Source organism: Sphingomonas zeicaulis, from assembly GCF_050433225.1.
GTDB lineage: Bacteria > Pseudomonadota > Alphaproteobacteria > Sphingomonadales > Sphingomonadaceae > Sphingomonas_D > Sphingomonas_D zeicaulis.
In genome coordinates, this window is the sequence record NZ_JBNPXQ010000003.1 from 418,482 (window position 1) to 432,505 (window position 14,024).

Below are 14,024 nucleotides of genomic sequence, written 5' to 3' on the forward strand. Positions count from 1 at the left end.
TTTACGATATGACCCGCGATCTCATCGGCTACGGCCCCACCCCGCCCGACCCGCGCTGGCCGAACGGCGCGTGCGTCGCGGTGCAGTTCGTCATCAACTATGAGGAAGGCGCCGAGAACAGCGTCCTCAACGGCGACAAGGGCTCGGAAGCATTCCTCTCCGACATGGTCGGCGCCGCCAGCCATCCCGCGCGCGCGATGGCGATGGAGAGCCTCTACGACTATGGCAGCCGCGCCGGCTTCTGGCGGCTGCACCGGCTGTTCACCGAGCGGCAGGTGCCCGTCACCATCTTCGGCGTCGCGCGGGCGATGGAGATGAACCCTGCCGCGGTCGAGGCGATGCTTGCCGCCGACTGGGAGATTGCCAGCCACGGCTATCGCTGGATCGACTATCAATATGTCGAGGAAGCGATCGAGCGCGAGCATATCGCCCGCGCCATCGAGACGCACCGGCGCCTGACCGGCACCCGCCCGCTCGGCTGGTATCAGGGCCGCACCTCGCCCAACACCGCCCGCCTCGTCGCCGAGGAAGGCGGGTTCGTCTATGATGCGGACAGCTATGCCGACGACCTGCCCTATTACGATCGCACCCATGGCCGGGCGCAGTTGATCGTCCCCTATTCGCTCGACGCGAACGACATGAAGATGGTCGCGCTCAACGGCTTCACCGAGGGCGAGCAATTCTTCCGCTATCTGCGCGACACGTTCGACCAGCTTCGCGAGGAAGGCGGGCGGATGATGTCGATCGGGCTGCACGGCCGCATCGCCGGTCGTCCGGCGCGCGCGCGGGCCGTCGCCCGCTTCCTCGATCATGTGCTGGCGAGCGGTGACGCGTGGATCGCGCGCCGCATCGACATCGCACACCACTGGCTGGAGACCCACCCCGCATGACCCTGAACGACCCCGCCATCGTCGCCGAAGTGACCGCCGCCTTCCTGGAATATGAGCGCGCGCTGATGGAGGATGATATCCCCGCGATGGACACGCTTTTCCACGATAGCCCCACCACCGTGCGCTACGGCGTCGGCGAAGTGCTCTACGGGATCGAGGAGATCCGCGAATTCCGCAAGAGCCGCGGCGGATCGCCGCAGCGCAAGCTCGGGCGCCTGGCGGTCGCCACCTATGGCAGCGATCTCGCCACCGCCAATGTCGAATTCTTCCGCGAGGGCAGCGACCGGCGCGGTCGCCAGAGCCAGACCTGGGTACGCTTTCCCGATGGCTGGAAGGTCGTTTCCGCGCATGTCTCGCTCGAGGGCAGCACCTCGTGACAACCGACGCCGCCGCCTTCGTCGCCCGATATGGTGCCTTGTTCGAGCATAGCCCCTGGGTTGTCGAGCGTGCGGCGGCGCGCCTGCCCTTCGCGGATCTCCATGTCGGGCTGATGAGCGTGGTGCGGGATGCGACGCGCGACGAGCAGCTGGCCCTGATCCGCGCGCATCCCGAACTCGCCGGCAAGGCGGCTATCGACGGAACGCTGACCGAAGCCTCCACCGCCGAGCAGGCGTCCGCGGGGCTCGACCGGCTGACGCGCGAGGAATATGATCGCTTCCATGCGCTGAACGCCGCCTATCGCGCGCGGTTCGGCTTTCCTTTCATCATTTGCGTCCGGCGGACCAACAAGGCGGGCATATTGGCAGCAATGGAACAGCGGCTGCAACAAGACAGCGAGGCCGAGATCGAAACCGCGATCGCCGAAATCGCTGAGATTGTGCGGCTGCGGCTGGAGACGCTGGCATGAGTCTCGCCGATCTCGAAGCGCGTCTCGCGCATGACCTTGCGCTGCTCAACTGGGGCGAACCGGACTGGCTGGTGCCGACACCGCATCCCGACGGCCATGTCCATGACGTGATCATCATCGGCGGCGGCCAGAGCGGGCTCGGCGCCGCATTCGGGCTGATGCGCGAGCGGATCGGCAACATCCTTATCCTCGACGAGAATCCGGCGGGCTTCGAGGGCCCATGGGATACCTATGCGCGGATGCGGACGTTGCGCACACCCAAGCATCTCTCGACCATCGAATATGGCCTGCCGTCGTTGAGCTTCCGCGCCTGGTATGAGGCGCAGCATAGCCGCGCCGCCTGGGACACGCTTGACAAGATCCCGCGCGGCGAATGGATGGATTATCTCCGCTGGTATCGCCGTACGCTGAAGCTGCCCGTGCGCAACGAGGCGCGGGTGGCGCTGATCGAGCCGCGCGACGGGATCCATTTCGTGAAGCTGGATGACGGCGAGGTGCTGCGCGCGCGCAAGGTCGTGCTCGCCACCGGCATCCAGGGCGGCGGGCAATGGCACACGCCGGCGATAATCAAGGCGGTGCCGCGCGACCTTTATGCCCATTCGTCCGAGCCGATCGACTTCGGCTGGCTTGCAGGCGGCCGCATCGCGGTTCTCGGCGGCGGCGCCTCGGCGTTCGACAATGCTACCGCCGCCCTCGAGGCCGGGGTCGGCAAGGTCCATGTGTTCATGCGCCGCAAGGACATGCCGCGGATCAACCCGATCCGCTTCATGGAGCGCGCAGGCATGACGCGGCGTTTTCCCGCGCTCGACGATGGCGCGAAATATGCGGTGATGGCGTCCTTCTTCGATCGCAACCAGCCGCCGACCACGGACATGTTCGAGCGTGCGGCCACGTTCGAGGGATTCCACCTCCATCTCGGCAGCCCGTGGACCTCGGTGGAGCAGAACGACGACGGTGCGATCACGGTGACGACGCCCAACGGCCGCTTCACCTATGACTTCCTGATCCTGTCGACCGGGCTCGTCACCGATCCGGCGCTGCGTCCGGAACTGGCGCTGGTCGAAAGTCGCATCGCACGCTGGGGCGATCGCCATGTGGCCGACGACAAGGTGCGCAATCCGCTGATCGAGGCGCACCCCTATCTCGGGCCGGGCTTCCAGTTCCTTCCGCGCGAGCCCGAGGATGCGGCGGCACTGCACGGCCTGTTCGCGTTCAATTATTCGGCGCTCGTCAGCCTCGGCCTCTCGGCCGCCGCGCTCTCCGGTCTCGACCATGCGCTGCCGCGGCTGGTTTCGGCGGTGGCCGACCAGCTCTTCCTTGATGATCGCGACGAAATTCTCGCCGGCTATTTCGCCTATGCCGAGCCCGAGTTCCTCGCCGAATGGCGGCCGCGCGGCACGCGTGAGATGGTGCGATGACCGGCCTCACCACCCACGTGCTCGACACCACCCACGGCCGACCGGCGGCTGGGGTTACGCTGACGCTCTATCATGAAGGCGAGGCGGTGTTCCGCGGCGCCACCAATGAGGATGGCCGCTGCCCGGGGCTGATGAACGAGACCGAGCTGCGGAAGGGCCGCTACCGCATCGAATTCTCGGTCGCCGCCTATTTCCGCGGACAGGGCGTGGTGCTGCCCGAGCCGCCCTTCCTCGATGTCGTCGCGATCGATTTCGGCGTGGCCGAGCCGGCGGGGCATTATCATGTCCCGCTGCTGGTCTCGCCGTTCGGCTATTCGACGTATAGGGGAAGTTGATGCGTGGCGCGAAGCACCAGGCATCAAGCCCAACCCCGTTCCGGGGAGGAAAATCTTGATCCGTTTCCTTCTCGATGATGACCTCGTCACCATCGACCCCGTCGACCCCACCGGCACCGTCCTCGACCTGCTCCGCTACCGGCTCGGCCGCACCGGCACCAAGGAAGGCTGTGCGGAGGGCGATTGCGGGGCCTGTACCGTGCTGCTCGGCACGCTCGAAGCCAGCGCCGTCGCGTGGCGCGCGGTCAATGCCTGCATCCTTTTCCTGCCGATGCTCGATGGCAAGGCGCTGCTCACCGTTGAGAGCCTTGGTCGCGACGGCGCGCTCCACCCCGTGCAACGCGCGATGGCGGACGGGCACGGGTCGCAATGCGGCTTCTGCACCCCCGGCTTCGTGATGTCGCTCTACGGCCGCAGCATCGGCGCGTGCGGCACGCGCGGCACCGCCGTAGCCGATGTGATCAGTGGCAATCTTTGCCGCTGCACCGGCTATGGCCCGATCCTCGCCGCGGGCGAAGCATTGGAGATCGCGCCGCGCGACGGTGCCGAAACCGCGCGCCGGCTCGCCGACATCCAGCGCACTAGCGCGATCCGCTACGCCGACCCGCTGACCGGCGGTGAACGCCATGCCTTCGTGCCGCAGAACGCTGACGATCTCGCCGCGTTGCTGCTGGCGCATCCCGATGCGCGGATCGTCGCGGGCGCGACCGATGTCGGGCTGTGGGTGACCAAACAGCATCGTGTGCTCGAAACATTGATCTTCATCGCCGACATCGCCGATCTGCGGACGATCGCCGAGGATGAAGCCGGCCTCACCATCGGCGCGGGCGTACGCTATGCCGAGGCGCATGAGGCGCTGGCGCGGCTCCACCCGGAGCTGGGCGAACTCGTCCGCCGGGTCGCCGGGCTGCAGGTGCGCAACGCCGGCACGATCGGCGGCAACATCGCCAATGGCTCGCCGATCGGCGACATGCCGCCGGCGTTGATCGCGCTTGGCGCAACGGTGACCTTGCGGCGCGGCGATAGCCGGCGGACGCTGAAGCTGGAGGATTTCTTCATCCGCTACGGCGAGCAGGATCGCCAGCCGGGTGAGTTCGTCGAGAGCATCCACGTCCCCCGCCCCACCCCGGGCGCGCTGATCCGCATCATCAAATTGTCCAAACGCTTCGACAGCGACATTTCCGCGGTATGCGGCGCCTTCGCGCTGAGCATCGTCGATGGCAACGTCTCCGACGCGCGCATCGCCTTTGGCGGCATGGCCGGCGTGCCGGCGCGGGCGCGTGGCTGCGAGACGGCGCTGATCGGCCAGCCATGGAACGAAGCCAGCGTCGAAGCGGCCGCCGCGGCGCTCGCCGAGGATTATCAGCCGCTCTCCGACCTGCGCGGATCGGCCGATTATCGCCGCCTCGTCGCCGCCAACCTGTTGCGGCGGCTGTGGGCCGAATGGGAGGCGCCGGCCGACCCGGTCAGCGTGCTCGCCTGTGGCTGAGGCGGACATCCGCCGCCCCGCCGGCTTCGTCGCCGCACCGCTGCGCCATGACAGCGCGGAGGCGCATGTCGCGGGCAGCGCGCGCTATGTCGACGACATGCCCGAGGCGCCGGGCACGCTGCACCTCGCCTTCGGCCTCTCGACGCAGGCGCATGCGCGGATCGAGGCGATCGATCTCGATCCGGTGCGCGCCGCGCCCGGAGTGGTCGGCGTCTTCACCGCAGCGGACATTCCGGGCGTGAACGATGTCAGCCCGTTCGCGGGGGACGATCGCCTGTTTGCCGAGCGCAACGCGCTCTATGTCGGCCAGCCTCTGTTCGCCGTGGTCGCGACCAGCACCAAGGCGGCGCGCGTCGCCGCGCGGCTGGCGAAGGTCGATTACGCCCCCCTGCCCCCGCTGCTGACCATCGCGGCGGCGCGCGAGGCCGGATCGCTGATCGAGCCCAGCCAGCGCATGGGGCGTGGCGACGTGCCGGCGGCGCTGGACACAGCGCCGCACCGCATCGCCGGCCGGATCGCGATGGGCGGTCAGGAACATTTCTACCTCGAAGGTCAGGCCGCGCTCGCCATTCCCGGCGAGGATGGTCAGGTCCATGTACTGAGTTCCACCCAGCACCCCAGCGAAGTGCAGCATCTGATCGCCAAGGTGCTCGGCCGCAGCCATGCCGACGTCACCGTCGAGGTTCGGCGGATGGGCGGCGCCTTCGGCGGCAAGGAAACCCAGGCCGCTGCCTTCGCCGCCGCCTGTGCGCTCGCCGCCACGCGCACCGGCCGCGCGGTCAAGGTTCGCGCCGACCGCGACGACGATATGGTGATGACCGGCAAACGCCATGCCTTCGAGATCGACTATGATGTCGGTTTCGGCGGTGACGGCCGCATCGCCGGCATCAGGCTGGAACTCGCCTCGCGCTGCGGCGCTACCACCGATCTGTCGCCGGCGATCAACGACCGCGCAATGTTCCATTCGGACAACACTTACTATTTCCCCGCGGTCGAGATCCTCTCACATCGGCTGAAGACCAACACCGTCTCCGACACCGCGTTTCGCGGTTTCGGCGGGCCACAGGGCATGGTCGGGATCGAACGGGTGATGGATGCGATCGCCGCCCATCTCCGTCGCGATCCGCTGGCGGTGCGCCAGGCCAATCTCTACGGGCCGGGGCGCGACGTGACGCCCTATGGCATGACCGTCGAGGACAATATCGCGCCCGACCTGATCGCCGAGCTGGCCGAGGCAGCGGGCTATGCCGCGCGCGTGCAGGCCGTCGCCGCATTCAACGCCAGCCACCGCGTCCTGAAGAAGGGGCTCGCGCTGACCCCGGTCAAGTTCGGGATCAGCTTCACCACCACTCACCTCAACCAGGCCGGCGCGCTGGTGCTGGTCTATGCCGACGGATCGATCCAGATCAATCACGGCGGCACCGAGATGGGTCAAGGTCTGATGGTGAAGGTGGCGCAGGTCGTCGCCGAGGTGTTCCAAGTGCCCGTCGACCGTGTTCGGGTGACCTCGACGCGCACCGACAAGGTGCCCAACACCTCCGCCACCGCCGCCTCTTCGGGCGCAGACCTCAACGGCATGGCCGCGTTCAACGCGGCGGAGACGGTGCGCGAACGGCTGGCAGCGTTCGCGGCGGATAAATTCGGCTGCGATGCCGGCGCGGTGCGCTTCACCGCCGATGGCGTGATCGCCGGCGACGAGATCCTGCCCTTCGATGTGCTGTGCCGGATGGCGCATCTCGGCCGCATCTCGCTTTCCGCCACCGGCTTCTACGCAACGCCCAAGATCCATTATGACCGCGCGACGCACAGCGGCCGCCCCTTCCTCTATTTCGCTTATGGCGCGGCACTGAGCGAGGTGGTGATCGACACGCTGACCGGCGAACACAAGGTGCTGGCGGTGGACATCCTCCACGATGTCGGCCGCTCGCTGAACCCGGCGATCGATCTCGGCCAGATCGAGGGCGGCTTCATTCAGGGCATGGGCTGGCTGACCACCGAGGAGCTGGTGTTTTCGGAGGACGGTCGCCTGCTGACCCACGCCCCCTCCACCTACAAGATCCCCACCGCCTCCGACCGCCCTGCGCAGATGAACATCCGGCTGTGGGAACGCGGCCGCAACGCCGAGGCGACGATCCACCGGTCGAAGGCGGTGGGCGAGCCACCCTTCATGCTGGCGATCTCAGTGCTGTCCGCACTGACCCACGCGGTGGCCGCGGCGGTGCCGGGCAAGGGCCTGCCGGACCTGGACGCACCGGCCACGCCGGAGCGGGTGCTGATGGCGATCGAGGCGCTACGGCGGCGTGGATGAGCGATGCAGACTAAGCCCTCTCCCGCACTCCGCGGGAGAGGGTTGGGTGAGGGCGCGAGCGAAGCGAGCGTTCTTCGGCGCCGATGCAGCGGTAGCTTCGGCACGTGAAGAACAAGAAGCCTCGCTGCGCTCGGCCCCTCACCCAACCCGTGCGGCGGTTATGACGGGTCGATCATGCCCCCGGCATGATCTGTGGGATGCCGGGGGCATCCCACACCCGTCAGAACCGACGCACGCCCGCCAAGTGCGGGAGAGGGCAGTTCGGCGTGTGTCGCGGATATCGCGATCCTTTCGGCATCACTTCTTTCGGGTGAAACCGATGGTCCCTGAAGGGGAGGGGCTTGAGTTTCGCGCCCCGGAAACCCCACGGTGACTCCCGTCTCCGATTGGGCGACCCTCGCGCTGACCGCTTCGCCCCACACCCCCGTCGCCCTCATCACCATCCTCGCCACCGAGGGCTCCGCTCCACGCGGCGCCGGCACGCGCATGGCGGTCTCCGCCGCGAGCCTTTCCGGCACGATCGGCGGCGGCGCGCTCGAATTGCGTGCGATCGAGCAGGCGCGGGCGATCCTCGAGCTCGCACCCGGAAGCTGGCGCCTGCAGGATTATCCGCTCGGCCCGCTGCTCGGCCAATGCTGCGGCGGGCGCGTCCGCCTGCTGGTCGAACGGATCGATCCGGGCACGACCGACTGGCTCGCACATGAGGGCGAGGCGATGGTCGCCACGCTCACCGACAGCGCCGTCCAGCGCACACCTGGTGATACCGCCCCCCTGCCCTCCGCGCGCGGCGAGCGCCCTGCCGCCGGTGCCAGCTTCGCCGAGCCTGCGGATGTCCGCCGGCTGCCGGTGATGCTGTTCGGCGCTGGCCATGTCGGCCGTGCCATCGCCCGCGCCGTCGAACGCCTGCCGGTCGCCCTCGCCTGGTTCGACCCCCGCGTGGCCGAGGCCGGTCACGCCGGCGTGATGCTGGTGGACGAACAGCAGGCGGTCGATTGCATCGGCGAGGCCGGCGCGGAGAGCGCGATCCTCATCCTCACCCATGATCATGGCCTCGATTATCGCCTGACCGCCGCGGGCCTGCGCAGTGCCGCCGGTTTCGTCGGGCTGATCGGCTCCGCTACAAAACGCGCACGCTTCCTGTCGCGGCTGGCGGACGACGGGTTCGACGGGGCCGCCCGCGCGCGGCTGACCTGCCCGATCGGCCTCGCCGGCATCAGCGGCAAGGAGCCGGACGTGATCGCCATCGCCGTCGCCGCCCAATTGCTCGCAATGAGACCCGCTGCATGACCGCCATCGCCTATCGCGCCGAAATCCTCGCCGTGCCGGAGGATCCGCTGCGCGCCGGGTCTGAAGCGATCCGCCATCATCCGGACGGGCTGCTCGTCGTCGAGGACGGCATCGTCGTCGCCTGCGGCAGCCATGAAGACCTGGCCGATCGCTTCGCAACCGTGCCGACCGAACGGCTGACGGGCATCCTCGTGCCCGGCTTCGTCGACACCCATGTCCACTACCCGCAGACCGAGCGCATCGCCTCCCATGGCGAGCAGCTTCTGCAATGGCTCGACCGCCACATCTTCCCCGCCGAGGCCGCCTTTGCCGACCGCGCGCACGCCGACGCGATCGCCGCCTTCTTCCTCGACGAACTGCTGCGCAACGGCACCACCACCGCGCTGGTCTACCCCACCGTCCATGCCCCGTCGGTCGATGCGCTGTTCGAGGCGGCGCTGGCCCGCGACATGCGCATCGTCTCGGGCAAGGTGCTGATGGATCTCGGCCCCGCCAATCTGCGTGACAGCGTCGCCAGCGGCCGCGCCGACAGCGAGGCGCTGATCGCGCGCTGGCGGGCACGCGGACGACTGGGCTACGCGGTCACCCCTCGCTTCGCGCTGACCTCCACTGACGGGCAGCTGGAAGATGCCGGCCGGCTCGTCGCGGCGCATCCCGACGTGCTGATGCACACGCACCTCGCCGAGAATCTAGGCGAGATCGCCGCGGTCGCCGCGCGCTTCCCGCACGCGGCCGACTATCTCGACGTCTATGACCGCTTCGGGCTGGTCGGCGACCGATCGGTGTTCGCGCATTGCGTCCACCTCGACACACGCGCCCGCAACCGCATGGCGGCGGCCGGCGCCGGCATTGCCTTCTGCGCGACGAGCAACATGTTCCTGGGTTCGGGCCTGTTCGATCTCGCCGCGACCGATGCGGCGGGGATCAAGACCGGCATCGGCACCGATATCGGCGCAGGCACCAGCTTCTCGATCCTCCACACTTTGGGGGAAGCCTATAAGGTTTGCCAGTTGCGCGGCCAGGTGCTCGACCCATTTCGCGCGCTCTATCTGGCAACGGCGGGCGGCGCGCGGACGCTCAACCTGGGTGACCGCATCGGCGGGTTGCGGCCAGGACAGGAAGCCGATTTCGTCCTGCTCGATCCGGCCGCGACGCCCTTGCTCGCACGCCGCACCGCCGGTGCGTCGATCGCCGACACCTTGTTCGCGCTGCAGATCCTCGGTGACGACCGCGCGGTTGCGGCGACATATGTCGCGGGGCGGCGGGCGCTCAGTCCTTCCAAAAGCGGCGCGTGTCGATAAGCCGGTCGAACGCCTTGGCTGCCTTGCGCAGCACCTTGTCCCGGGGAGCGCCGTCCGGCGTCAGCGTCGCGGTGATGCCGAGGCTAGCGAGCAATTCGGCCCCCATCGCGACATCGTTGAGATCGCCAAGCTTGTCCTGCAGCCGCGCCAGCGCCTTCACGAATGTGGCGTGGCGCTTTGTCGCCGCCTCATCTTCGCCGAAGCAGGACGCGAAGAAATCGGCGGCGTAGCGCAGCTTCTTCGCCTCGATCCGCACGCGGTGCCGATGCTCGTTATCGAGTTTGGCCAGATCCCGGCCTCTACGGCGGACGCTGCGATAGCGCTTTGCCAGGACAATCTTGGCGAAGTCCCGGGCTGGCAACTGTTGAACCGTCTGGAGGTCGGCCGCATCCCGCCACCGGCCCAGCGCCATCCATTCGACGAGGTCGAGCGGCAACGCACGCGCGCGGGACAGGTCGAGCGCGTCACGCAATCCGGTGAAACGACGTGCGCGTTCGGCACCGAGCAGCGCCTGCGCCGGGCGATCGACCCGCGGGATCAGCACGTCGATATCGCGCACTTTGCCGAGTTCACCGGCCAGACAGCGCAACTCGCCACGCAATCGCGTGGCATCGGGATCGTCGCCGAACAGCGGCTTGAACAGCGTGAACGCCGATCGTAGCCGCCGCAGCGCCACACGCGCCTGATGGATCGGCTCGTCGCCATCGGCAGCCAGAATCAGCGCCTCGTTCAGCCGATAGTGGCGGATGCAAGTGGTGATCACTGCGGCGAACGCCGTGCGCGCATTCGCCTCTGGCCCCAATCGGATCGGTTCGCCACGCACCGCATCACCGCCGCTCGCGGCGAGATCGAGCAGGCGATAGCCACGCTCCGCCTTGGACAGCACGCCGAGCCGCAACGGTGCATGACGATCCAGCGCGCGGGCGAGCGCAAAGAGCGCCGCGGCGTCGCCGTCGAGCAGTTCCAGTTCCAGCTCGGCGACCACGACCTTGTGTGCGCCGCTATCGACCCTGCCGGTATCGATCGCACATTCGATCCGCGCGTCGCCAAAGTTGATGCGGCGGCGGTGTCGATGCACATCGGTCCTGAAGGCCGGCCCGATCCGCTCGATCCAGGCGGGATCGAGCATGTCCGTGAACGGCGAGCGGGGGTCGTCGAGCACCAGAGTCCAGCCGCGCACCGGCAGATCCCATTCGGGGCGAACGAACAGCCCCGCCGCCTTGCCGCCCGCCTTCAAGGTCTGGATGTGCTGGCGGCCATCGCGGCGGATGCGCAGACTGAATCCCGCGCGTGCCAGGTCTGCGGCGGGTGTATCGAAATAGGTGGCGACGAGGTGGCGCTCGGCCGCATCATCCGCCGCGCCCAATTCCCCGGCGGAGCGCAACGCGACAGCGTCGCCGGCCATGAATTCGAGCTTCAGCTCAACCTCGACCGGATCGCCCATCTGCCTGCGCCTCGTCCCAACCGGCCGCAACGGCACGGCAAGGACGGCAGCTTTGCGCGCCTCGGCGATCTGGATCAAGCGCGTGCCGGCGCAAGCCGCAATCCGGACAGTGCGAGTCAACCCGCCGCTCGCCCTCGAACCCGGCGGCGAGCGGCGGCACTTCCTATTCGTAGCGCAGCGCGTGGACGGGATTGGTACGCGCCACCCGCCAGGCATGGGCGGAAATCGTCAGCACCGCGATCACCAGCGCGAGCAGCCCCGCGGTCAGGAAAGGCGTCGGCCCCAGCCCGATCCGCACGTCGAACTGGTTCAGCCAATCGCGCATCACCCACCAGGCGATCGGCCAGGCGATCAGGTTGGCGATCAGCACCGGGCGGGTGAACTGCCACACCAGCAGGCGGACGATGTCGATCGTCTTCGCACCCAGCACCTTGCGGATGCCGATCTCCTTGGTCCGCCGTTCCGCGGTGAAAGCAGCGAGGCCGAACAGGCCGAGGCAGCCGATCACCACCGCGAGGATCGCGAACATGCCGAACAACTGCGCGCGCTTCTCGTCGGCCACATACATGTCGTTGACGATGTCATCGACCAGGCGGGCCGAATAGGGGATCTCGGGCACCAGCCGCTGCCACACCGCCTCGGCGCGGCTGTTCATCGTCGCCGGCGAGATGCCGCTGAAGCGCACCAGCATGTCCGAATAACCGGTCGTGCTGTGATAATAGAGGATCGGCTGCAGCGGATCGCGGACGGTGCGGTAGCGCACGTCGCCGACCACGCCCACGATCGTCGCCGGCGTGTTGCCGCGATCCGTGTCACCGGGCGAGAAGGCGACCAGCAATTGCTTGCCGAGCGCGGCCTGCGGGCTGTCATAGCCCAGCCGCTTCACCGCCGCTTCGGAGATCACCACGTTGATGCCACGCAGCATCAGTGCCCGCTCCGCCTCGGGCGTGGCCGGGAACGGCAGCGTCGCATCGTCCATCGGCTGGCTGGGAGAAAAATTGCGGCCGGCGATCAGCCGCCCGCCCAGCGACTGGATGAAGCCGGCATCCATCGCATAGATGCCCAGCGCCACTTGCTGTTCGGCGCTGGTGCCGGCGCGGCGCACCGAGGTGATGTTGTTGTTGCCGGTGTTGAGCGCGATCGTGCCGCGGCCGACGGCGGTGACGCCCTCCAGGTTGCGCATCTCCTGCACCAGTGCCTCGCCCACCGCCTGCGCCTGCGGCGTGGAGAGCGCCGCGATCTGCAGCAGCCCGTCACGCTTGTAACCGGAATCGACGGTGCGGGCGTAGATCGTCTGGCCATAGACCACCGCGGTGCAGATGATCAGCGCGATCGAGATGGCGAATTGCGCGACCACCAGCAGGTTGCGCAGCCGGCCGGAGCCCTGCGCGTCCGCCGCCGACTTGTTCGCCTTCAGCACCTGCGCAGGCTGGAAGCGGGAAAGATAGAAGGCCGGATAGAGCCCGCCGGCGAGGCCGACGAGGATGGTCAACCCGATCACCGGCAGCAGCAGCCCTTCCAGGCCGAAATAGGCGATGGTCATGTCGGCATCGAGAAAGGCGTTGAGCCCCGGCAGCGTGATTTCAACCAGCGCGAGGCCGATCAGCATCGCGATGACGGCGACGATCATCGATTCCCCGATGAATTGCGTGATGAGCTGCGCGCGCGTCGCCCCCAGCACCTTGCGCAGCGCGACCTCCCGCGCCCGCTGCGAGGCGCGCGCGGTGGCGAGGTTGGTGAAGTTGACGCAGGCCATGCCCAGGATCAGCAGCGCGATGATCGCGAAGGTCACCACCGTGCGCTTGTCGCTGCCGGGCTTCTCGGCGGCATCCTGCGCCTCGCCCAGATGGACGTCACGCACGTTCCGCATTTCCCAATGCTGATAATCGCCAGGGTTGGTGCGGTCGGAATCAGAGACATCGTCGGGAATGTTGCGCTTTTCCCAGGCGGGCAGTCCGCGCGTGATATCGTCGACGTCGGCACCGGGTTTCAGGCGAAAATAGACCTGGCCGCCCTGGCTGTTCCACGAGGTGAACATGAACTGGCGGTCGCGGAACAAGGCCTGGATATCGACATGCGCAACCAGGCTCATCACCATGTGGGTATTCTTGGGAAGATCGCGGAACACGCCGGTGACGCGATAATCCTGCGTCAGGCGGCCGGTGGTGATCGTCAGCGTCTTGCCGATGGGGTCCGCCTGGCCGAAATGCTTGATCGCTTCCGCCTCGCTCAGCACCACCGTACCCTGGCGATCGAGCGCGGTCGCCCGGTCACCACGGACGAAGGGCACGCGGATCACGTCGAACAGATTGCCGTCGGCATAGATGCCATTGTTGACCCGGCTCGGCTCGCCATTCTGCGTGATCGTCATCGGCGGCGAGGTGAGGTAGACCAGATGCTCGATCTGCGGGAAATCCTTCTTGAGCGCCTGCCCCGCCGGATAGCTGGTGATCTGCAGCTCGAACGCCTCGGTGCCCCGCGGCGTCGCCTCATAGAAGTTCTGGACCTGGAAGGTGCGATCGGCATCCTCCAGCCAGCTGTCATAGCTGAATTCGTAGCGGACGAAGGTGAGGATCAGCAGGCAGGCGGCGATGCCCAGCGCGAGCCCGAAGATGTTGATGAAGGCATAGGTGCGGTTCTTCGCCAGCGCGCGGATACCGACCGTGAGATAGTTGCGCCACATGGCGATGATCCTCTCTTTGCGT

Annotated in this window: 11 protein-coding genes; 9 read left to right on the plus strand and 2 right to left on the minus strand. The window is 67.7% G+C overall.

Annotated elements, in window-relative coordinates; all coding sequences use genetic code 11:
* Positions 1-8 precede the first annotated feature (8 nt).
* The 9 genes from puuE to guaD all read left to right on the plus strand — a co-directional run bounded on the left by puuE (position 9) and on the right by guaD (position 9,875).
* Positions 9-890 carry an allantoinase PuuE gene (puuE, locus tag FHS96_RS14670; protein ID WP_429592783.1) on the plus strand — a complete coding sequence of 294 codons (882 nt, stop codon included), beginning with the start codon at positions 9-11 and terminating at the stop codon, positions 888-890.
* Positions 887-1,267: an oxalurate catabolism protein HpxZ gene (gene hpxZ / locus FHS96_RS14675; RefSeq protein ID WP_429592785.1), complete on the plus strand. Its 381-nt coding sequence runs from the start codon at positions 887-889 to the stop codon at positions 1,265-1,267. The genes puuE and hpxZ overlap by 4 nt, the downstream gene beginning before the upstream one ends.
* A complete protein-coding gene (gene uraD, locus FHS96_RS14680) occupies positions 1,264-1,737 on the plus strand; it encodes a 2-oxo-4-hydroxy-4-carboxy-5-ureidoimidazoline decarboxylase (protein ID WP_429592788.1) in 474 nt (157 codons plus the stop codon). Before hpxZ ends, uraD begins: the two co-directional genes overlap by 4 nt.
* On the plus strand, positions 1,734-3,155 hold the full coding sequence (locus tag FHS96_RS14685; RefSeq protein ID WP_429592791.1) for an NAD(P)-binding domain-containing protein: 1,422 nt from the start codon (positions 1,734-1,736) through the stop codon (positions 3,153-3,155). The genes uraD and FHS96_RS14685 overlap by 4 nt, the downstream gene beginning before the upstream one ends.
* Positions 3,152-3,490 (plus strand): hydroxyisourate hydrolase, encoded by a 339-nt coding sequence (uraH, locus tag FHS96_RS14690; protein ID WP_429592794.1) that lies wholly within the window; start codon positions 3,152-3,154, stop codon positions 3,488-3,490. The genes FHS96_RS14685 and uraH overlap by 4 nt, the downstream gene beginning before the upstream one ends.
* Before the next feature lie 52 nt (positions 3,491-3,542).
* Positions 3,543-4,979 (plus strand): xanthine dehydrogenase small subunit, encoded by a 1,437-nt coding sequence (gene xdhA / locus FHS96_RS14695; protein ID WP_429593073.1) that lies wholly within the window; start codon positions 3,543-3,545, stop codon positions 4,977-4,979.
* Positions 4,972-7,287: a xanthine dehydrogenase molybdopterin binding subunit gene (xdhB, locus tag FHS96_RS14700; protein ID WP_429592797.1), complete on the plus strand. Its 2,316-nt coding sequence runs from the start codon at positions 4,972-4,974 to the stop codon at positions 7,285-7,287. Before xdhA ends, xdhB begins: the two co-directional genes overlap by 8 nt.
* 369 nt (positions 7,288-7,656) lie before the next feature.
* Entirely contained in the window at positions 7,657-8,574 is a 918-nt protein-coding gene (gene xdhC / locus FHS96_RS14705; protein WP_429592800.1) for a xanthine dehydrogenase accessory protein XdhC, read from the plus strand.
* Positions 8,571-9,875 (plus strand): guanine deaminase, encoded by a 1,305-nt coding sequence (guaD, locus tag FHS96_RS14710; protein WP_429592803.1) that lies wholly within the window; start codon positions 8,571-8,573, stop codon positions 9,873-9,875. Before xdhC ends, guaD begins: the two co-directional genes overlap by 4 nt.
* Here the strand turns inward: guaD and FHS96_RS14715 are convergent.
* Both FHS96_RS14715 and FHS96_RS14720 read right to left on the minus strand, forming a co-directional pair.
* Positions 9,844-11,319 (minus strand): CYTH and CHAD domain-containing protein, encoded by a 1,476-nt coding sequence (locus FHS96_RS14715; RefSeq protein WP_429592806.1) that lies wholly within the window; start codon positions 11,317-11,319, stop codon positions 9,844-9,846. The genes guaD and FHS96_RS14715 overlap by 32 nt on opposite strands.
* A gap of 163 nt (positions 11,320-11,482) precedes the next feature.
* Positions 11,483-14,002, minus strand: a complete 2,520-nt coding sequence (locus tag FHS96_RS14720) for an ABC transporter permease (protein WP_429592809.1) — start codon at positions 14,000-14,002, stop codon at positions 11,483-11,485.
* Positions 14,003-14,024: the final 22 nt, after the last annotated feature.

Excerpts from the sequence above, each read along its gene's own strand:
- puuE (WP_429592783.1), top strand. The coding sequence starts at position 9 with ATGACCCGCGATCTCATCGGCTACGGCCCCACCCCGCCCGACCCGCGC.
- hpxZ (WP_429592785.1), top strand. The coding sequence starts at position 887 with ATGACCCTGAACGACCCCGCCATCGTCGCCGAAGTGACCGCCGCCTTC.
- FHS96_RS14685 (WP_429592791.1), top strand. The coding sequence starts at position 1,734 with ATGAGTCTCGCCGATCTCGAAGCGCGTCTCGCGCATGACCTTGCGCTG.
- uraH (WP_429592794.1), top strand. The coding sequence starts at position 3,152 with ATGACCGGCCTCACCACCCACGTGCTCGACACCACCCACGGCCGACCG.
- guaD (WP_429592803.1), top strand. The coding sequence starts at position 8,571 with ATGACCGCCATCGCCTATCGCGCCGAAATCCTCGCCGTGCCGGAGGAT.
- FHS96_RS14715 (WP_429592806.1), bottom strand. The coding sequence starts at position 11,319 with ATGGGCGATCCGGTCGAGGTTGAGCTGAAGCTCGAATTCATGGCCGGC.
- FHS96_RS14720 (WP_429592809.1), bottom strand. The coding sequence starts at position 14,002 with ATGTGGCGCAACTATCTCACGGTCGGTATCCGCGCGCTGGCGAAGAAC.